20 protein-coding genes are annotated in these 18267 nt (G+C 47.9%); 6 read left to right on the top strand and 14 right to left on the bottom strand.

Features of this window, described 5'->3' with window-relative positions; translation table 11 throughout:
- Positions 1-61 precede the first annotated feature (61 nt).
- The 5 genes from lpxB to hypE form a co-directional block, all read right to left on the bottom strand.
- Positions 62-1180, bottom strand: coding sequence for a lipid-A-disaccharide synthase (gene lpxB, locus Q7P67_RS04095; protein ID WP_303850631.1), 1119 nt, complete (start codon positions 1178-1180; stop codon positions 62-64).
- 2 nt (positions 1181-1182) lie between these two features.
- Positions 1183-2214, bottom strand: a complete 1032-nt coding sequence (locus Q7P67_RS04090; protein WP_303850630.1) for a hypothetical protein — start codon at positions 2212-2214, stop codon at positions 1183-1185.
- Positions 2211-3233 carry a type IV pilus assembly protein PilM gene (gene pilM, locus Q7P67_RS04085; RefSeq protein WP_303850629.1) on the bottom strand — a complete coding sequence of 341 codons (1023 nt, stop codon included), beginning with the start codon at positions 3231-3233 and terminating at the stop codon, positions 2211-2213. Before pilM ends, Q7P67_RS04090 begins: the two co-directional genes overlap by 4 nt.
- A 2-nt stretch (positions 3234-3235) precedes the next feature.
- Positions 3236-3631 carry a phosphoribosyl-AMP cyclohydrolase gene (hisI, locus tag Q7P67_RS04080; RefSeq protein WP_303850628.1) on the bottom strand — a complete coding sequence of 132 codons (396 nt, stop codon included), beginning with the start codon at positions 3629-3631 and terminating at the stop codon, positions 3236-3238.
- A gap of 185 nt (positions 3632-3816) precedes the next feature.
- Positions 3817-4803 carry a hydrogenase expression/formation protein HypE gene (hypE, locus tag Q7P67_RS04075; RefSeq protein ID WP_303850627.1) on the bottom strand — a complete coding sequence of 329 codons (987 nt, stop codon included), beginning with the start codon at positions 4801-4803 and terminating at the stop codon, positions 3817-3819.
- Between the two features lie 315 nt (positions 4804-5118).
- Between hypE and Q7P67_RS04070 the strand changes: the two genes are divergently transcribed.
- Entirely contained in the window at positions 5119-6771 is a 1653-nt protein-coding gene (locus Q7P67_RS04070; protein ID WP_303850626.1) for a SulP family inorganic anion transporter, read from the top strand.
- Between the two features lie 30 nt (positions 6772-6801).
- Here the strand turns inward: Q7P67_RS04070 and Q7P67_RS04065 are convergent, their stop codons facing one another.
- Entirely contained in the window at positions 6802-7146 is a 345-nt protein-coding gene (locus Q7P67_RS04065; RefSeq protein WP_303850625.1) for a carboxymuconolactone decarboxylase family protein, read from the bottom strand.
- 96 nt (positions 7147-7242) lie between these two features.
- On the opposite strand from Q7P67_RS04065, the gene Q7P67_RS04060 reads away from it, so the two are divergent.
- The 4 genes from Q7P67_RS04060 to Q7P67_RS04045 all read left to right on the top strand — a co-directional run bounded on the left by Q7P67_RS04060 (position 7243) and on the right by Q7P67_RS04045 (position 9931).
- A complete protein-coding gene (locus Q7P67_RS04060) occupies positions 7243-8097 on the top strand; it encodes a LysR substrate-binding domain-containing protein (protein WP_303850624.1) in 855 nt (284 codons plus the stop codon).
- 11 nt (positions 8098-8108) lie between these two features.
- The gene (locus Q7P67_RS04055) at positions 8109-8507 is read left to right on the top strand and encodes a thioesterase family protein (protein ID WP_303850623.1); all 399 of its coding nucleotides are present in this window, start codon (positions 8109-8111) and stop codon (positions 8505-8507) included.
- An 11-nt stretch (positions 8508-8518) separates the two neighbouring features.
- Positions 8519-9340 (top strand): nitroreductase family protein, encoded by an 822-nt coding sequence (locus Q7P67_RS04050; RefSeq protein WP_303850622.1) that lies wholly within the window; start codon positions 8519-8521, stop codon positions 9338-9340.
- Between the two features lie 252 nt (positions 9341-9592).
- Positions 9593-9931, top strand: coding sequence for an RNA-binding protein (locus Q7P67_RS04045; protein ID WP_303850621.1), 339 nt, complete (start codon positions 9593-9595; stop codon positions 9929-9931).
- Between the two features lie 192 nt (positions 9932-10123).
- On the opposite strand, the gene Q7P67_RS04040 is transcribed toward Q7P67_RS04045, so the two are convergent.
- A complete protein-coding gene (locus Q7P67_RS04040; protein WP_303850620.1) occupies positions 10124-10603 on the bottom strand; it encodes a glutathione peroxidase in 480 nt (159 codons plus the stop codon).
- Between the two features lie 125 nt (positions 10604-10728).
- Here Q7P67_RS04040 and Q7P67_RS04035 point away from each other — a divergent pair, with 125 nt between their 5' ends.
- Positions 10729-12063: a TolC family protein gene (locus Q7P67_RS04035; RefSeq protein ID WP_303850619.1), complete on the top strand. Its 1335-nt coding sequence runs from the start codon at positions 10729-10731 to the stop codon at positions 12061-12063.
- On the opposite strand, the gene Q7P67_RS04030 is transcribed toward Q7P67_RS04035, so the two are convergent.
- The 7 genes from Q7P67_RS04030 to Q7P67_RS04000 all read right to left on the bottom strand — a co-directional run bounded on the left by Q7P67_RS04030 (position 12053) and on the right by Q7P67_RS04000 (position 17724).
- Complete coding sequence (locus tag Q7P67_RS04030) at positions 12053-13168, bottom strand: DegT/DnrJ/EryC1/StrS aminotransferase family protein (protein WP_303850618.1); 1116 nt, start codon at positions 13166-13168, stop codon at positions 12053-12055. The two genes, Q7P67_RS04035 and Q7P67_RS04030, sit on opposite strands and share 11 nt — an antisense overlap.
- A gap of 119 nt (positions 13169-13287) precedes the next feature.
- Positions 13288-14367, bottom strand: a complete 1080-nt coding sequence (locus tag Q7P67_RS04025; RefSeq protein ID WP_303850617.1) for a flagellar basal body P-ring protein FlgI — start codon at positions 14365-14367, stop codon at positions 13288-13290.
- 10 nt (positions 14368-14377) lie between these two features.
- Entirely contained in the window at positions 14378-15238 is an 861-nt protein-coding gene (flgA, locus tag Q7P67_RS04020; RefSeq protein ID WP_303850616.1) for a flagellar basal body P-ring formation chaperone FlgA, read from the bottom strand.
- Positions 15239-15244: 6 nt separating this feature from the next.
- The gene (gene flgG / locus Q7P67_RS04015; protein WP_303850615.1) at positions 15245-16033 is read right to left on the bottom strand and encodes a flagellar basal-body rod protein FlgG; all 789 of its coding nucleotides are present in this window, start codon (positions 16031-16033) and stop codon (positions 15245-15247) included.
- Positions 16034-16205: 172 nt separating this feature from the next.
- Positions 16206-16373 carry a hypothetical protein gene (locus Q7P67_RS04010; RefSeq protein ID WP_303850614.1) on the bottom strand — a complete coding sequence of 56 codons (168 nt, stop codon included), beginning with the start codon at positions 16371-16373 and terminating at the stop codon, positions 16206-16208.
- Positions 16374-16701: 328 nt separating this feature from the next.
- Positions 16702-17391 (bottom strand): flagellar basal body L-ring protein FlgH, encoded by a 690-nt coding sequence (locus Q7P67_RS04005; protein WP_303850613.1) that lies wholly within the window; start codon positions 17389-17391, stop codon positions 16702-16704.
- A gap of 114 nt (positions 17392-17505) precedes the next feature.
- Positions 17506-17724 (bottom strand): hypothetical protein, encoded by a 219-nt coding sequence (locus Q7P67_RS04000; RefSeq protein WP_303850612.1) that lies wholly within the window; start codon positions 17722-17724, stop codon positions 17506-17508.
- Between the last annotated feature and the right edge of the window lie 543 nt (positions 17725-18267).

Here is an 18267-nt window from a genome sequence, read left to right as displayed (position 1 = left end):
ATGCCAATACTGCTTTGATTGATAACTAAAGACTTTTCAAAAAATCAAGGAATTAATTTCCTTACGGGCGGCTTTTTAGAAAGGAATAAATTTCCGCGGCTGTGTCCGCGGACGAGTCCGTATCCGGAAAATAACTGCCAACAGCGGCAAGGTCGCTTTTAACGGTATCGTAACTTTGCTCAATCTTATCCGTGAACTTCGCCAGTGCACGCACGCAGACATCTCCCTGAATCAGTTCGGGAATAACGGCTTTTTTCATTATGATGTTAGGCATCCCTATATATTTGGTGCGCACGAGAAACTGCGCGAGGGCATAGGTGAGCATACCCGTTTTGTAAAGCAGTATCATCGGCGTACCTATTATAGCTGCCTCAAGAGTCGCCGTGCCGGAACATATCCAGAGAATATGCGAATATTTCATAATATCGTGGGTAAGCCCTGTGGCAAGTCGGATATTCGTACCCTTTATGAGCTGCCTTACGCGGCTTTCGTCTATGGTATCCGCCACACCCACAACATATTCGTACTGCGGCATCAGTTTGGAGGTCTGCACCATAACAGGCAGAAGTGATTCCACCTCCCTTCTGCGGCTGCCCGGCAGAAGACCAATCACTGGCTTCTCGCCGGTAAAGTTTCCCTTCGCCAGAAATTCTCCGTAATCCGCACATTTGAAACCTATCTGTTTTTTCAGGGGATTGCCGACGTACACAGCGTTCACGCCCTCTTTTTTCAGCATCTCCGGTTCAAAAGGATAGATGCAGAGCACGAGGTCGCAAAACTGCCTGAGCTTATGCACTCTCTTATAATTCCACGCCCAGAAGGTGGGCGAAATATAAAATATAACGGGTATCCCAAGCTCCTTCGCATAGCGTGCGAAACGGAGATTGAACCCCGGATAATCCACAAGAACCACAGCGTCTGGTCTGTCCGCCTTTATTTCGGCAACAAGCCTGTCCCTGACTTTCAGCAGAAACGGAACTTTTCTCAGAGCTTCGTCGATGCCTATGGCGGTCATATCGTTTATATCATAAAACTGTTTCTGTCCCAGAGCTTTAAGTCCGGCTCCGCCTGTGCCCGCAATTTCAGTTTCGCAGAGCTTTTTAAGCTCCCTTACCATTGAGGCGGCGTGATTGTCTCCTGATTTTTCTCCGGAAATGATGAACAGTTTCAGTTTATCCATTATCAGCCCTTATAAAATACTACGTTCAGCATGTCGCCGGACGAAAAGAATCTGCGGAACTTATACGCGGGATCATGGATAAAAATAATCCACATAAGCCCGCCGCTTTCCCGCACTTCGGTCTTAAAAACCGCGTCACCGTCAAACCGCACAATACCCGTTCCGAAAAGACGCATATTCTTGATTCCAAGCCCTGTTACCCCTTTAAAGGTCTTAACGGTTATATCCGGTCTGCCCGTGAGCCTGAACATGAACTTCTCATTACCGTTCTTTTTCTCTTTTGTCATACCGAAAAGAGAAGTATACCCCGCACAGCTTCTGCCGACGGTCATTTTCCTGTCCTCTATGCAGATATCCGCGCCGTCTCTGAAAATCAGTCTGCTTTTGCCGTCCAGTATGGCGGTGGAAACGACACCGTCATATTTAACGTTTCCAGCCGGTATACGCACGCCGTATATATCAACATAATCTGCCCTGCCGTTGTTTCCTTTGGAATAGACGGGCACACCGTCAAATGTGAGCACGGTGGAGGTTTTTCCGTTTTTAACCCCTGCAAGTCTCGTCGCCGCCGTATACGCACTTACCCACGAACCGAACTTCTGCATGGCGGACATCTCATAGTCCGGTTCCAGAATTTTGAATATAAGCCTGAAGCCGCTGCCTGTCTCCACGCGTGTCATGCTGCACTTCAGCGCCAGCCGCATTTTCACCATATAGTCGCCGTTTGCTGCAAGCCATGGCTGAACGTTTACGAGAGGGTGTGCAACTTCCGATTTAATTATATAAACACCGATATTTTCGGTTCTGATAACGATGTTCTTTCCGGTTTCGTCTATTTCCGAAATGAATTTCTTCGTTTTGCTGTCATGATTGAAATCAACCGTAAGGGTATCTCCGGCGCGTGCCGCCCTGATATCGATATGCGTGGCGAGCTTCAGAGTTGTCATTGCATTTGCGGTTCTGTCGCCAAGATCGTTCAAGGCACAGCCGCACAGCACAAAAAGCACAGCAGCAGCCAGAAGGAGCTTTTTCATGCTCTTCTCATGGCAAGCCCCACCGCAACTGCAAATGCGCAAGCACCCGCCTTTTCGGTAACAGGCTTCATCTGTTCCGGGACGTCAACGGCGGAAAAGGGATTAAGAGCCGGCAGAGACATCCGCATGGCTATCTCCATCTGATCGACGAGCATCTTTATGTTAGCCCCTGCACCGCAGAGGTGTATGTCCACGGGTTCTTTGCGTCTGTCCGACATATACGTTTCAACGGCGGTCTCAATCTCCGCACCGAGGTTGCTTCCGAATGACATTGCCGCAGCCTGAGCGTCAACGTCGTTTGTCATTATTTCCTTATCGCGGAGTATTTCCGTTGCCTTTTCAAGCTCAACATCCATATCCTGAGCAATCTCCTCTGTGAGAAATTTGCAGCCCTTGGGTATGGATTTTACATAATCCACGAAACCGTTTTCGTAAAATATAATGTTGGTGCAGTCGTGTCCGAGATCTATCAGAGCGTTAGGGTGTTTTTTCCGTCCGAACATTACGGAGGTGAGATTCACCAGTGCCAGCGCCTCTATATCCACAACGACAGGTTTCAGCCCGGCAAGCTCTGCCATTGCGATGCAGTCGGCAACCTTGTCCCTGTTGGCGGCGGCAATAACCGCATCCGCAAACCCCTTACCGGAATCATAAGACAGAAGCTGCGCATCAAAGGTCGCCTTCGACGACGGAATACCGATGTACTGGTCGGCGTTCCATACGAACGTCTCCTGAAAATTACCTTTACCGTTCCACGCTATCTCCATACGCTTCACAACGGCATCCCGACCGCGCATACCCAGCGCGGCATCCTTTGTAAAGCCCTTCGCATGAGCGAGGCACTCTTTTATAACATGCGCCGCCGCTCCGTGGTCAAGCACAGTGCCGTCAACAATGACACCAGGGGTCATCTGACGCAGAAATATATTTTTAAGACTGTACTGCCCTTTTTTCTCTTTAAGTTCTATTATCTTGAGGTTTGACGCTCCGGCGTCCACCCCTAAAAGCAGTTCCGCCATTCTCAGTTATCTCCGGCTTTATCAAGCACTGTGAAAAAACAGCTCTTCGCACCGGTGTGGCAGGCGGGACCGGTCTGCTTCACAATATAAAGCAGCGTGTCGCCGTCACAGTCAAGCCGCACCTGTTCAATCTTCTGCACATGCCCCGAAGTGCCGCCCTTTTTCCAGAGTTCGTTCCTGCTTCTGGAGTAATAATGAGCATAGCCTGTTTCAAAGGTGAGTTTAAGCGCCTCTTCATTCACATATGCGAGCATCAGCACGCTCTTGGTTTCTGCGTCCTGAACAACGGCGGGGATAAGCCCGTTCTGTTTTTCCCAGTCTATCTTTATCATAATATTTCCTTTATCACTTTTACTCCATATTTTTTCCGTCCATGGAAAAAATATGCCAACGCTCATTTCGGCTAAGCCTCACTCGCTCACGCAAGCGGGTTTCTTCCTGAAACCTCAGCATATCCTCGGCAGTAACTCACCACGAGGCATTTCAATTTGCTCCATATTTTTTCCGTCCATGGAAAAAATATGCCAACGCTCATTTCGGCTAAGCCTCACTCGCTCACGCAAGCGGGTTTCTTCCTGAAACCTCAGCATATCCTCGGCAGTAACTCACCACGAGGCATTTCTATGAACCTGCGCCCGCCGATGGATGTTTTAAGCACTACCTTACCGTCGGCAGTGACTGTTCCCGCTATGGCGGCTCCGGCTCCGTTTTCCGTCTTTTTCAGCGCCTCAAGAGCCTTCTGCGCGTCCTTCTCTCTGATAATTATAACAGCTAAACCCTCGTTGGCAACCGACAATGGGTCAAAGCCCAGCATGTCGCAGAGATAGCGCACATTCTCGCGCACGTTTATGCTGTCATCGTCCATAAGAAATCCCGCGCCGCACATCGCCGCAATCTCGTTGAGTACCGCGGCAATGCCCCCCCGTGTGGCATCCCTTGCGAAAGACACATCGAACGGACGCACCGCATCAAAAACATCATTAAGGGGCGCGCAGTCGGAATCTATTCCGCCGTCGAAACCAAGTTCGCCCCTGGCGAGCAGAACGCTCATGCCGTGGCGGGCAGCATCGGAGGTAAGGATAACTCTGTCCCCCTCTTTTATATTCCCATAGTCGGTGTAATCGTTCACCGACCTTCCTATTCCGCTGGTATTTATGATAAGCCCGTCCAAAGCGCCTCTCTCCACAACCTTCGTGTCGCCGCAGACGATCTTAACCCCCGCCTTTTCACAGGTAACCGCCATGCTGTCTATGACCCTTTCAAGATCTTTCAGCAGGTAGCCCTCCGGTATTACGAGTCCGAACGACAGATATTCCGGTATTGCGCCTGAAACCAGAAGGTCGTTCACTGTTCCGCATACGGCTATTTTGCCTATGTCCCCGCCGGGGAAAAATTCCGGACGCACAACAAAGCTGTCGGTGGTGAACGCCGTTCTGTCAGCGGTCTCAACAAGAGCCGCGTCGGCTGCCTTTTTAAGCAGGTTGTTGCCGAGCTTTGAAAATATCACATCCGAAATAAAAGACTGAGTGGAGGCTCCCCCGCCGCCAACAGCCAGAGTAACTCTGTCCATATTGCCCTCTTAAACCTTTTGAATGAACGCATTATAGCAAGACGGCACCATTTTGACAGCATAATTTTTAAAACAGCCATTCTATTTCAGTTAAAAGACTTTTTCAACTTTCATATATAAATTTTACTTGCATATTTCATAGCTTTTTACTAATTTACCTAAGTTTCACAACGTCAAAGATATGATTACCGTTTTGGTACCTATCTGAGGCCACCTGACTTTAGCCGAGTAAATTTAACCTATGGTTTAAAGCCATCCGACCCCACGATTTCTACCCAAACGATGAAATTATCCGGATAGGGAGGTTTTTATCCGATGAGTTCTCGTTTAATCCCGCAAATTTATGATTGTTTTAAAGAAGGTTACGATTCAAGACGCCTGATGAAGGACACCATGTCGGGCGTAACCGTAGGTATAGTCGCTCTGCCACTCGCCATCGCGTTTGCCATTGCCTCCGGCGTTAAACCCGAACAGGGTATTTTCACAGCCATCATTGCCGGATTTATCATAAGTCTTCTGAGCGGAAGCCGCGTACAGATCGGCGGTCCCACAGGTGCATTCATCGTTGTGGTGTATGAAATCGTAGTTAAGTTCGGCTACAACGGTCTGGCTGTGGCCACCATGCTGGCGGGCATAATGCTTGTCGCGATGGGAGCGGTGAAGCTGGGCGGCGTGATAAAATTTATCCCATATCCTATGACAGTGGGCTTCACATCGGGTATAGCCCTCATCATAGGCACAACACAGATAAAGGATATATTCGGACTGGATGCACACCCCGCATCCGCCAGTTTCGTGCACAGGGTACAGGCGTATATTGAATCCGCATCCACTTTTAACCCCTATTCATTCGCGGTTGCGGCGGCGGCGCTTGCCATCATACTAATAATGCCTAAGTTCACCAAGAAGATACCCGGCTCTATCTTTGCCATAATCATAACCACGGCGGCAGTAGCCATGTTCAATATCCCTGTGGATACCATACATACGCAGTTCGGAGATGTTCCATCTTCACTTCCGCTGCCCGCGTTTCCAACAATCAATCTCGACATAATCACGGCGGTGTTCCCATCCGCCATAACCATAGCGCTCCTTGCGGCGATAGAATCTCTTCTGTCCGCAGTGGTAGCCGACGGTATGACATCCACCCGCCACAGAAGCAACATGGAACTGGTTGGTCAGGGTGTTGCGAATATCTTTTCGCCCCTCTTCGGCGGAATCCCTGCAACCGGTGCCATAGCCAGAACGGCAACCAATATCCAGAACGGCGCAACTTCCCCCGTCTCCGGCATGGTGCACGCTTTTACTCTGCTCTTTATCCTGCTGTTCTTCGGAAAATGGGCAAAACTGATCCCCATGCCGACCCTCGCGGCTGTGCTCATAATCGTTTCATATCACATGAGCGAATGGCGGCACTTTCTCAAACTTCTGAAAAGCCCTCCGGCGGACATACTTATAATGGTTGTCACCTTCCTGCTGACAGTGTTCATCGACCTTACGGTTGCCATTGAAACCGGCGTTGTGCTCTCCGCACTGCTGTTTATGAACCGCATGGCAGTGGCAACAGAGGTTAAGAATCTCGGCAGGGAGGTTAACGAGGAATATGAGGCGCACGACGTTCTCAGCAAAGACAGAATACCCGAAGGGGTGGAAATATTCGAGATATTCGGTTCTTTCTTTTTCGGCGCGGTGAACCAGTTCAAGGATACTCTGCGCATAGTTAAGAAAAAACCGCAGGTCATAATACTGCGTATGCGCACGGTACCTTTCGTTGACGCCACCGCCATGATGGCGCTGGAAGAAGTTCTGAAAAAATCGGAGAGTGAAGGAATCCGTCTGATCCTGTCCGGTGTTTCCCCGGCTCTAATGCACACATTCGAAAAGGCTGATTTCGCCGAAAAGATAGGGCGGGAAAACATCTGTCCCCACATCGACAACGCTCTTGAACAGGCTGCCAAATACGTATAAACCGCAAGGGGCGGAAAACCCGCCCCTTTATCACTCTATCATTCCCTTCTCTTTCAGAAGCGCCAGCACGCGGGTACTCTCTGCCAGAGCCATTGTTCCGCCTATCATTATGGCGACATGGCACGCCTCGATTATCTCTTCTGCCGTTGCACCGCTGTCTATTGCGCGGATAGTCTGGGAGAGGATACAGCCCTCGCACCTGCTGACCAGAGCACCCACCATAGCCATCATTCTTTTAACCGACTGAGGCAGCGCTCCGTCTCCGTAGACCAGTGCGTCGTTTGCAATAATGTTCTTTTCAAACTCCGGAAACTTGGCTCGCATCTGTTTTGCCATTGCGAAAAGTTCCTCTCTTCTTTCCAATTGTGACTGCATAAGCACACCTCCTGTTGCAATTTCCATATTTCTACTGTATAACTCTGCATCAGTACAGCGAATGTATTTTATATTTTCAATCAAATTTGGTGATGAATGGAACTATCCATAGATCTGTTAAGAACTTTTGTTACGGTTGCGAAGGTGAACAGCTATACTAAGGCTTCGTGTCTACTGAACATGACCCAGTCCGCTGTCAGTATGCAGATGAAGCGTCTTGAGGAGCAGACTGGAAATCTGTTCATCAAGCAGGGTAAGCGGTTTTCCATCAGCCCCACAGGCGAAAGGCTGCTTGAACACGCGGTGCGTATTCTTAAAGCTCACGACGACGCTCTCTGTGTTCTGGCAAATCCCGACATACACGACCACATCCGCGTCGGCTCGCCGGAGCTTTACGCATCATCCGTTCTGCCCAATGCCCTTCGCAGGTTCTACGCCAAATACCCAAACAGCCGGATAGACTTTTCCACACAGATGAAGGAATCCATGCTGCGCAGGATAGACAGCGGCGATCTGGACATAGCAATCTGTGCGGATATGCCGGAACCCTATGAAAAGATATATTCCGAAAGAATAGTGTGGGTCTCGTCCAAATGCAGAGCTGCAACCCGTATGGAGCCGCTGCCCCTTGCTGTATACCCCGAAGGATGTCACATCAGGCGGTGGAGTATAAGCGCTCTGGAGGCGGCAGGCATCCCATACCGCATATCTTTTGTAGCAAGCAGCGTGTTTGCGCTTCTCTCCGCCGTCCGCGCCGGAATTGCCGTTTCTCCGGTGGGTGTCTCCCGCATCCAGGGCGAAGAGGACGTATATAATATTCTTACTGACATGCCGCAGCTTCCCGAAAACACTTTATCCATCGTAACTACGCAGAATCTGCGCTCTAATTCAGCGCAGACGTTAATTTCATATATTCGCGAGGAATTTCTGCAGCGTTCTAAGATGCTCTAAAAGGAGGAGAGATGAGAGATTATAAATTCTGTCTTGATTTCAAAGTAAGGGATTATGAATGTGACATGGAGGGAATCGTAAACAACGCCACCTACATGAACTATCTTGAACACGCCCGTCATGAATTTTTTCATACGCTGGGAATAGATTTCGCCGAAATGACGAACCGTGGGGTATTCATGGTTGTCACAAAAGCGGAGCTTGAGTACAAAGCGTCGCTGAAAAGCGGCGACGTCTTTAAGGTATGCGTTGACGTTGAACGCGAATCGAAACTGCGGATAGCCTTCATTCAGGATATATACAGGTCGGACGGAAAGCTCGTTCTGAAAGGACGCGTAACCGGAACCGCCGTAAACAGCAAAGGACGACCCGAACTGCCCGCCGAACTGGAACAGGCGTTCGGTATATAACGAGGTAACATATGTTAAATTTTATTGTCAGCGAATCAAAATGTACGTCATGCAGAGCCTGCGTGGCGGACTGCCCTGCAATGATAATCGAGCTTGAGGACAGAATCCCCTTTATAAAGCCCGAAAACGAGAGAAAATGCTACAAGTGCCAGCATTGTCTGGCAATATGCCCCACTGCGGCGGTATCCATTCTGGGTGTTGACCCCGAAACCTGCGTAAGCCCTGACAAAGCCGCGGACTTTGAACAGGTCGATGCACTCATCCGCACAAGACGCTCCGTGCGCCGGTTTAAAAACGCGGACGTGGACGCGGAAACTCTGGACAAAATAGCCAAAGCCGCAGCAAACGCCCCCACAGGCAAGAACGATCATCAGGTGCAGCTTGTCGTCGTAGACAGCAGAGAACAGATGGATAAATTCAAAGAGATGGTGATATCCATCATTGAAAAAGCCGACAAAGAGGGCAAACTGGACGAACACAGCGCCATCTTCGCCGTTATGGCGAGACATTTCAGAAACGGCAAGGACATAATCTTCCGCGGCGCACCGCACATAATGTTTTCGGTAACGCCGAAATCCGCACCAACCCCTGTTGCCGACGGCTTCATCGCACTCAGCTATGCGGAACTCGCCGCCGGTTCGCTCAACATAGGCACAGTATGGGCGGGATTTGTTATGTGGCTGGTGGCTGCGTTCCCCGAAATACTCACGAACATCGGCATAGGAGACGATATGCAGGTGTCATATGCGCTGCTTTTCGGCGAACCCGCCATCAAATATCACCGCGGCGTTCAGAGAGACGAAATTACTGTCAGAAAAGTGAAACTCGCCTGACATCGTTATTTGCGGGCGGATTGCTGTTTGCGGTCCGCCCAAATAAACTTGCGAACGGTTAATTTCTCTGTTACTTTTTCGTTATGATACGGTATTTTTCCTCAAACTGCCACAGGCAGAGGGTTTAAAGCCGTTAACGGGAATTCGCCCCCAAGGGGACGGCAGAGATCGGACACCGCTCAACTTTCGCCATGACCGGTTTTCGATTGGAATGGCATGGCGAAATAAGTTTATAGGACTAGCAGAAGTATCATGAACATTTATGTTGGAAACCTTCCTTACAAAGCCACTGAGGACGAACTGCGCAACATGTTCGAATCCTTCGGCGATGTAAGCTCTGTGAGGATCATCACAGACCACGAAAACGGACGCTCAAAAGGTTTCGCTTTCGTTGAAATGGCAAATGATGCGCAGGCGGCAGCCGCCATCGAAGAACTGAACGGCGCCGAATTTATCGGCAGACCCCTCACTGTTAACGAGGCACGCCCCAGACAGGAACGCTCCAGCGGAGACAGAGACCGCTCCAGAGGCGGCGGACGCCCCAACCCCCGCGAAGGACGCGGCGGATACGGCGGCGGAAACCGTTACTAATTGCCACTTCAAAATAACTCCTGTTATTTTGAAGCCAACGCTGAATCAGGCTAAGCCTTAATTCAGCTCACACTACACAAATTTAATGCGATTAATCTCATTAAATTCGTTACGTAAGGTACATCCATGTACCTATCCGCAAAAGCAGCAAAAAATAGCCGGAACAGTTTTTTCTGTTCCGGCTTTATATTTTTATATCAGTTCCTCCGCAATATATCCGCGGATGCTGTCCGGCGTTCTTGTTGATGCAAACCGCAGGACACGCGTCCTGTCGCGGCTTATCAGAAATTTAGTGAAATTCCACTTTATGTCTTTCGTCCCCATGGTTCCGGGAGCCAGCTCTTTCAGTTCTTTAAACAACGGGTTCGCATTTTCACCGTTAACCTCAATCTTTTGAAACACAGGAAATGTGACGGTGTAATTACATTCCAGAAAATTCTCTATCTCGTCTGCCGTTCCCGGTTCCTGTTCGCCGAACTGATTGCAGGGAAAAGCAAGTATCACGAATCCGTCGTCTCTGAATTGTCTGTAAAGCTCCTCAAGCCCTTCGTATTGCGGGGTAAAACCGCACCTGCTCGCTGTATTCACAACCAGAACGACCTTGCCGTCATATTCTGAAAGATCCTGCATGTGCCCGTTTAAAAGCGGAAACGTATAATTCATGGATAACATAAAATTCTCCTATAAATATAATATCATGCAGTTTTTTTTATGTGCAATGTGCTTTTTCCCCCGAACGTTCTTGACAGTTTAACGTTCATGACGAATATAATCATAGATACAGACAGGAGGAGATTTTGAGGCGCTTTGCTGTCCTGATTATTTTTTTAATCTCTTTTGCCGCTCCCGCGCAGGAAAATATTATTCCGCTGACAAGGGTAATAGATTCTTATCTCACTCAGGATACCGAATATAACCTTGTGAAACAGGACAGGGACGCGGCTGTTGAAAAAATCGACGAAGCGCTTGATACTTTCGTACCAAGCCTGCGGGCATCTGCCACAATGAGCTCTGCGGACAAATCCAGAGACGATTTCAAAGATATCCCGCTTTACAAAGTACCCAGCGCCAAGGTACGCCTGAGTCAGGTTCTCTTCTCCGACTCAAAACTTGCGGCGATGTCCACAAACGAAAACCGCGCGAAAGCCCAGAGGCTCGTAGCGGAGGTTCTGCGCACGGATATGATAGCCGACGCTGCGAAAAGATACTGTAACGTGCTGAGATACCGCGCCCTTTTAAAAGCATACGCCGATGCGGACAGGCAGTATGCGGCAGCGGCGGCGAAATTCAAGATAAAGCAGAGATACAGCCTCGACCCGTCCGCTGAAAAGCAGTCGCTTGAAGCTGTTCTGACCGATCTGGCACTGGTGACCGGAATACATGACATCGCAAATTACTCGTTTCTTCCATATGCCTCTGTTTTCGCATCGCCTCTGAACACGGAGTTGGCACTGCTTTTCACCACAGAGGGAATCAATCCCGAAACTCTCATCTCTAAATTTTCTGAAAAGGCTCTGGCATCATCACCTCAGCTTCTGGCACTGGATGAGTTCATAAAGATTAACAGGCGGGATATCCTCTCCGCCCAGCGGAAGTTTTCCGTTCCTGACGTAAGCGTCACAGGGGAGTACACCCGCTATTTCGAAGGCGACCAGACCGATCCGGAGTTTTTCAAGACACTGGACGAAAACCAGTGGAACATGAGCCTGAAACTCACCATACCCCTTTTCGACGGTACGAAGAAGCAGAATGAGCTTTCTGAAAAACAGTCGGAACTTCTCACATATTTCAACAGAAAAGCTCAGGTTAAGGAACTGGTCAAAGAGAATGTTGCGCAGGCAGTCGACAAAGCTATGCTTGCAGGACGCGATTACTCTTTAAAAAAGGATGCCCTTAAAAAGTCAGAGGAAAAATTTCAGGAACTTTCGAAACTCAGAAAATATTCTGAATCAAAAACTCTCATTACCCAGCATTTTACCGCACGCCAGAGATTCATAGAATCTGAATACACTTTTATGACCTCGCTTCTGGACGTTCAGCGCATATACGGTAAATTCTTTTTCTATAACGAGGACGAAAGCGACAAACGTTTTATGGACGACATGCTGAACGGACTTCAGATCAGCCGGTGATATCCAGCATCCCCGTTATCTCCGCCGCAACAGCTCTCACCTGAGCGTCTGTCATCTGAGAGCACGACGGCAGACAAAGCCCCATGCCGAAAAGCCTTTCAGAAACTCCGCTCACATATTTTTCCGCATACGAAAACACAGGCTGGGTGTGCATAGGCTTCCACAGAGGGCGGGTCTCTATCCCCTGATTCGCCAGTTTCACCATCAGCTTTTTCGGATCCACACCATCGAAAAGCGCCGCGGTCAGCCAACGGTTGCCACTCGCTTTAATGTGCTGCGGCATCAGCTTTATTCTCCCGTCACCAGCAAACGCATTTTCATAAGTTTTGAAAATACGCCTGCGCGCATAAATTCTCTCGTTCGCAAACTCCATCTGGGCAAGCCCGACAGCAGCGAGAAGGTTGCTCATGCGGTAGTTGTATCCTATGTTGTTGTGTTCGTGGTGCATCATCGGTTCGCGGGCGTTGGATGCGTAATATGACGCTGTTTCTATGAGACGTTTGTCATCTGTGACAAGAATCCCGCCGCCGCCTGATGTGAGAAGTTTGTTGCCTGCAAAAGAGAAGATCCCTGCTGTACCGAATGTGCCGCAATGTCTTTCGTCATATGTCGCACCTATCGCCTCCGCGGCGTCTTCTATAAGCGTTACACCGAACCTTCCGCACACCATCATTATATCGTCCATGTTTGCAGGCTGTCCGTAGATATGTGTCAGTATAAGGGCTTTCGGGCATTTTCTGCGCGCCTTCAGGAAATCTTCCAGCAGATTCGGATCTAGGTTCCATGTGCCCGCCTCGCTGTCTATGAATACTGGATTCGCTCCGACATAGGTAATAGGCGCTGCGGATCCGATATAGGTAAATGTTGAGGCAAGTACGTCGTCACCTTTTCCAATACCCAGAGCAATCAGTGCAAGATGCAGGGCAGAAGTACCGCTTGTCACAGCCAGCGCATATTTAGCACCGGTCAGTTTCCGCACGGCATACTCAAATTCTGCAATGAATTTTCCTACAGAGCCTATGTTGTTGTTCTCCATAGCCTCTGCAATATATTTCAGTTCTCGTTTGTCATCGCTGAGATGTGGTATTGAAAGATTATATTTCATAAAAGATTTCCTTCTTTTTCTGAAATAATAACCTTTTATACCTCCGTTTACAACTCAATCGGCAGCATTGCCGAACGGTGCCCCGAAATTCAGGACACCGTTGCGGCAATAGAGGCACTTTACATGAGACTAAGCTCTCCATGCAGTGCACCGGCGGATTTTATAGCCTGTAATATTGATATCATGTCACGCGGGGTTACACCGATGGAATTGAGCGCCTTAACAAGATCGCTCACCTTCAGCGCTTCCGGAATTACCATAAGCTGTCCCTGATCTTCGTTTACTCCCACTTCGGTCTTAACCGCTTTTCCGTCTGCCGCATCCTTTTCTTTGCCCAGTTCCACAGTGGACTTAACGGTTATCGTTAGGTTGCCGTGGGACACAGCAACCGTATTAACGCGCACGTCCGCACCCATAACGATGGTGCCGGTTCTTTCATCTATTACTATCCTTGCGAGGTTTGAAGGTTCTATTTCAGTGTTGAGCACTTTGTCCATAAAGTTATAAAAATTCTGCTGCTCGCCCTCCGGTACGTTTATAACCATTGTGGAGGGAGAGGTGATATTTGCCGCCTTAACGCCAAGCATACCGTTTATGGCGCTTTCGGCTTTCACAAGATTCGACAGGTTGTTGTCTTTGAAATTCAGTACGATGTTTTTCTGATTCAGTTGATACTGAACCTCCTGCTCAATTATTGCACCGTTAGGTATCATGCCGACTGTGGGATGATTCTTAACCGTTTTCGCACCGGATTCCGCAACGTTCATACCGCCGACAGATATTGGTCCCTGAGCCACTGCATACACCATTCCGTTTGCAGCACTGAGCGGCGTCATAAGAAGCGTTCCCCCTTCAAGACTTTTTGAATCTCCCACTGATGAGACGACCACGTCCATCTTTGAACCTGATCTCCCGAACGGAGGAAGTTTTGCAGTGACCATCACTGCGGCGACGTTCTTTATCTTTATCTCATCTTTTGACACAGAAACTCCCATCCGCTCCATCATATTTACAAGCGATTGGGTTGTGAATGCCGTTCCGCTCTTGTCTCCGGTGCCGTTAAGCCCGACAACAAGTCCGTAGCCAAGAAGCTGGTTGTCCCGTAACCCCTCGACATTTGATATGTCTCTGATCTTCACCAGTGAATACGCATTCTGTACGAACAGAAAAAATATCAGCACAGGTAGCAATCTTTTCATTTGAATACCCTCATTGCTTTTCCAGAAGCACTTTCTTAGGCTCAACATAGGTGCCGATAAATATCGCTCCGCTGTTGATATTCACCACATGAACCTTTTTGTTGAGGTACGCATCCTCAAGAAGCGTACCAGCCATCGCTTTCGGCTCGTCTTTTTCACTTTGCAGCAGGTAGACCGGTGCTCCTTTTGCAGCATCCGGAACCTTGTCCGCCATGTTTTCAGTGATTATCTTACCCGCAGTGATGGCAGTTCGCGCAGAATAGCCCTCGATATCGTGCAGAAGCTCTCCGCGCGCTCTGAACAGGTCCATTTTTTTACGTTTCACGTTCTTATCCGTAAGACGCTCCCCTTTCTCAATGGACTTAACCGCCACATATCCTTCAGCATAAGCAGCTATAGAAACGCTGTATGTGTATTTCCTTGCACCGTTGTCCAGTGTAACCGAGATATTTCCGAATCTGTTTCTCGGAATATCAATATTGTATTGCATGTTTTCCGGCAGATAATAGGGTCTGCCAAGCCGGACGGCTTCTATCTCTATCTCCATGTCGGGGTACATTATAGCCAGCAGATTTTTCATATCCGCTCTCAACCTCTCTTCTGTCAGGAGAACACCTTTTCTCTTGAAGATAACTTCCTGCGGTTCTTCACCTTTCAGACCGTATTTCGATATAAGCGTCTGACTCATAAGTCTGTTGACTATTTTTACCTGTCCATAGTCAAGCCCGCAGACCGCATTCTCGTCGATTTCCGACCCTTCGAAGATGTCCGACACCTTTATGCACTCTGAGTCTATAAGTATCTCGTTGCCGATAAAGGTGTATCCGCTGAACAGTATTGCCGCGGAAAGAAGAAACAGAAGCCTTATCATTGTCTATTACCTTTTCAAACTATTTAGTATCTGAAGCATGTCGTCCGATGTCTGTATCGCCTTTGAATTAATTTCATATGCCCGCTGCGCTGTGATCATATTCACCATATCCTCCACAACGCTTACGTTCGACATCTCTAAGGTTCCCTGCTCAACAGTACCGAAATTCGTCTCTCCCGGCGCTCCTGTTACAGCTTCACCGCTTGCGCCTGTCGGCATATAAAAATTTCTTCCGATAGATTTCAGACCAGACGGATTTATGAAATTTGCCAGCTCAATCTGCCCGACCTCCTGCGGCTCGTTCTCACCGCTTATGCTGACACTGATCGTTCCGTCTTCTCCGATAGATATAGAAGACGTGTTGTCGGGAATTGTTACCGCAGGCTCCAGAAGGTATCCGTTCTCATTTGTAAGATTTCCGTTTGCATCTATTTTCAGAGAACCGGATCTGGTGTATCCAATATCACCGTTCGGCATTGTAAACTGGAAATAACCTTTTCCCTGAATGGCAACGTCCGTCTCAACCGATGTGGTTTGCAGACTGCCCTGTGAATGTACCTTTTCCACTGCGGATATCTTTGTTCCAAGACCTATCTCTATACCTGTCGGATGAGAAAGACCCGCGGCGGAATAGGTCCCTGCCGCTTTCAGTTCCTGATACATAAGATCCTGAAAAAATGCCCTCGACTTTTTAAATCCGGCAGTATTAACATTCGAAAGGTTGTTTGAAAGCACGTCAATGTTCATTTGCTGGGCGGTCATGCCTGATGCCGCCGACCATAATGACCTTTGCATTTCGTCTCCTGTTTTTGGTTGCAGAATGTACCTTCACGGTCTCCTGCAAACGGGTTTCCTGATTCAACTGCATTCCGGCAGTTTCACTCTTTTCAGAATGCCGCAGAAAAGAGGTCAGAATTTGATTCTTCTGTGCTTTTCCGCGGCTTTTTCAGATTTCGGCTCGAAAAGCCTATTTCATCTTTTGCGCCGCAGCCATGGATTTCGCACTGTCCGACAGCGTAACCTTGTCATACTCCTGAACCGGTGCCTTCTGCGCGGAAGCTGTTTTCACGTTTTGATTACCACCAATTTCTCTTGCCTGATTTACAGCAGATGCTGTTGAACCTGTTACTTGCATGTTTTCCTCCTGCTTTTTTCTATGCACATCTCTTTGCCAAAGAGAATACATCCTTTCTTCACAATCACTTACTTTTGTTTTCCTGACTATATAAGAGCAACATACGTGCCATTTATTACTTTATTTTATGTATTCCTCATACATAGCCAAAAGGAAATATTTACCTGCCCACAGGAAAAAATGACCTCCTTATTTTACGCATAATTTCCACACACATCAGTAGTTTACACAATTTATTCACATTTCATTCTTTGCATAAAAAAAGGTCAGCCGGAATGAATCCGACTGACCCTTTCAGAGTTCAGCAGTGGCGTGACAATATTGTATTTTAAAAAGGTGATATCCAGCCCAGAATTGAAAGGAGCCAGCCGGGGACGCTTGCAAGGGTCAACTGTCCATTGCCGTTATACGATATTTTTGTATCAGCCAGATCCGTTGAGTTAATTGAATTATCCATCGTGATATCTCTCAGTTTTGCTATGCCGCTGAGCGTTATTACCTGCTGCTGATTGTCAACAACTATCTCTTTATGTCCTTCAACAACTACGTTTCCGGACGGCATGATGTCAACTATCCTTGCAGACATGGTTCCTGTCACAGAGTCGCTTTTGCTTCTCTTACCTCCACCCTTAAATTTGCTGTTGGAACTGGCTTTAGTATTATATTTCCCCAGTGGTATGCCGAAGATTGAATCGGCAATATTATTAGTGCTCTGCTCTTTTGTTGTGTCAGTATTGATAGAATTGGTTGAGAAGGAGGATTCCATGATGTTGATTGTGATTATTTCACCGACGCTTCTTGTTTTATAATCAAGGAAAAGACTGCTGTTGTTTCCTCCGGTTGTCCAGAGTGAGGGTGTCGCCTCTTTCGAAGCTATCTCCATATTTTTCTTTTTATACTCTTCAACTTCGTGTTTGTAACTTTTAGATATTGCGTCGTTGTCATAACCGGCACCTGTAGCACATCCGCATAATGTCAGCGCTGAAATCATCACCACAAAAAATTCATTATTCTTCATGCGTTTGCTCCGTATTTCTTTTGAATACGGATGTAACAATTGACATGCCAGTTCGGCTCAAAATCGCGTTATGAAATGTGTTATATTTATAGGTGAAATCAGGCTATGGTATGGTCACGCCTTAAAATCAATTACAGCACCTGTCTCACTGCCCTCTACAGCATTATTAACCCCCTCAGGCGTAAGTCCGCTCAGAACACTTGGAGCAGGCGCATCTGCCAATTCAACCTGTTCATCATCGGAAAACATATCACCAACAGCAGAGCCGACTTCATAAAGTATCTTTCCGGCTGAAAGCACCGTTCCCGCCATCGCAAGTGTAGTTAAGTCCATACGAGCCTCCTTGACTATCTTATATATCGGAAGTTTGAGCTAATTCTCTATGCCTCCCATGCAAAAATTAGATGTGATAAATATGTGTCAGATATGTAGAATATATGCAGACACACAGAACCACTGGCCGGTATTGAATCCTGACGTCAATTTTGAAAAGTGGCGATATGCTTGAGCTTTCAGAATTATTTTAATGACCGTGATTGCTTCGGGCTTTGCCCTCTCAGGGACGAATAAATCAAATGTAAATCCACCCCAACCCTCCGTTTATAAAGGATTGAGCAAGGCGAAGATGCAATACTTTTGGTTAGAAGCGAGCTGTACGAGGCGTATTTTTATTTGTGACTGTGAGCGTACACATAGGAATGTTGACGCAGAAGAACGAAGCAGATCAGAAGTATCATTTTTCTCAAAAGCGAGCAGAACAAGGAAGGTTTTGAACGACAAAGGGAGTGTACGTATGTGTACATGACCGAGGAGTGAGAAAGCTGACGAAGTAATGAGACGCTTTTCAGAAAAATGGACATAAAAAATCCCTGGCGG

It is taken from the genome of Seleniivibrio woodruffii, from assembly GCF_029267515.1.
Lineage (GTDB): Bacteria > Chrysiogenota > Deferribacteres > Deferribacterales > Geovibrionaceae > Seleniivibrio > Seleniivibrio woodruffii_A.
Note: the sequence above shows the minus strand (reverse complement) of the source record. Positions and strands in the feature narration are given on the sequence as shown.

Excerpts from the sequence above, each read along its gene's own strand:
- lpxB (WP_303850631.1), bottom strand. The coding sequence starts at position 1,180 with ATGGATAAACTGAAACTGTTCATCATTTCCGGAGAAAAATCAGGAGAC.
- Q7P67_RS04090 (WP_303850630.1), bottom strand. The coding sequence starts at position 2,214 with ATGAAAAAGCTCCTTCTGGCTGCTGCTGTGCTTTTTGTGCTGTGCGGC.
- pilM (WP_303850629.1), bottom strand. The coding sequence starts at position 3,233 with ATGGCGGAACTGCTTTTAGGGGTGGACGCCGGAGCGTCAAACCTCAAG.
- hisI (WP_303850628.1), bottom strand. The coding sequence starts at position 3,631 with ATGAGCGTTGGCATATTTTTTCCATGGACGGAAAAAATATGGAGTAAA.
- hypE (WP_303850627.1), bottom strand. The coding sequence starts at position 4,803 with ATGGACAGAGTTACTCTGGCTGTTGGCGGCGGGGGAGCCTCCACTCAG.
- Q7P67_RS04070 (WP_303850626.1), top strand. The coding sequence starts at position 5,119 with ATGAGTTCTCGTTTAATCCCGCAAATTTATGATTGTTTTAAAGAAGGT.
- Q7P67_RS04065 (WP_303850625.1), bottom strand. The coding sequence starts at position 7,146 with ATGCAGTCACAATTGGAAAGAAGAGAGGAACTTTTCGCAATGGCAAAA.
- Q7P67_RS04060 (WP_303850624.1), top strand. The coding sequence starts at position 7,243 with ATGGAACTATCCATAGATCTGTTAAGAACTTTTGTTACGGTTGCGAAG.
- Q7P67_RS04055 (WP_303850623.1), top strand. The coding sequence starts at position 8,109 with ATGAGAGATTATAAATTCTGTCTTGATTTCAAAGTAAGGGATTATGAA.
- Q7P67_RS04050 (WP_303850622.1), top strand. The coding sequence starts at position 8,519 with ATGTTAAATTTTATTGTCAGCGAATCAAAATGTACGTCATGCAGAGCC.
- Q7P67_RS04045 (WP_303850621.1), top strand. The coding sequence starts at position 9,593 with ATGAACATTTATGTTGGAAACCTTCCTTACAAAGCCACTGAGGACGAA.
- Q7P67_RS04040 (WP_303850620.1), bottom strand. The coding sequence starts at position 10,603 with ATGTTATCCATGAATTATACGTTTCCGCTTTTAAACGGGCACATGCAG.
- Q7P67_RS04030 (WP_303850618.1), bottom strand. The coding sequence starts at position 13,168 with ATGAAATATAATCTTTCAATACCACATCTCAGCGATGACAAACGAGAA.
- Q7P67_RS04025 (WP_303850617.1), bottom strand. The coding sequence starts at position 14,367 with ATGAAAAGATTGCTACCTGTGCTGATATTTTTTCTGTTCGTACAGAAT.
- flgA (WP_303850616.1), bottom strand. The coding sequence starts at position 15,238 with ATGATAAGGCTTCTGTTTCTTCTTTCCGCGGCAATACTGTTCAGCGGA.
- flgG (WP_303850615.1), bottom strand. The coding sequence starts at position 16,033 with ATGCAAAGGTCATTATGGTCGGCGGCATCAGGCATGACCGCCCAGCAA.
- Q7P67_RS04010 (WP_303850614.1), bottom strand. The coding sequence starts at position 16,373 with ATGCAAGTAACAGGTTCAACAGCATCTGCTGTAAATCAGGCAAGAGAA.
- Q7P67_RS04005 (WP_303850613.1), bottom strand. The coding sequence starts at position 17,391 with ATGAAGAATAATGAATTTTTTGTGGTGATGATTTCAGCGCTGACATTA.
- Q7P67_RS04000 (WP_303850612.1), bottom strand. The coding sequence starts at position 17,724 with ATGGACTTAACTACACTTGCGATGGCGGGAACGGTGCTTTCAGCCGGA.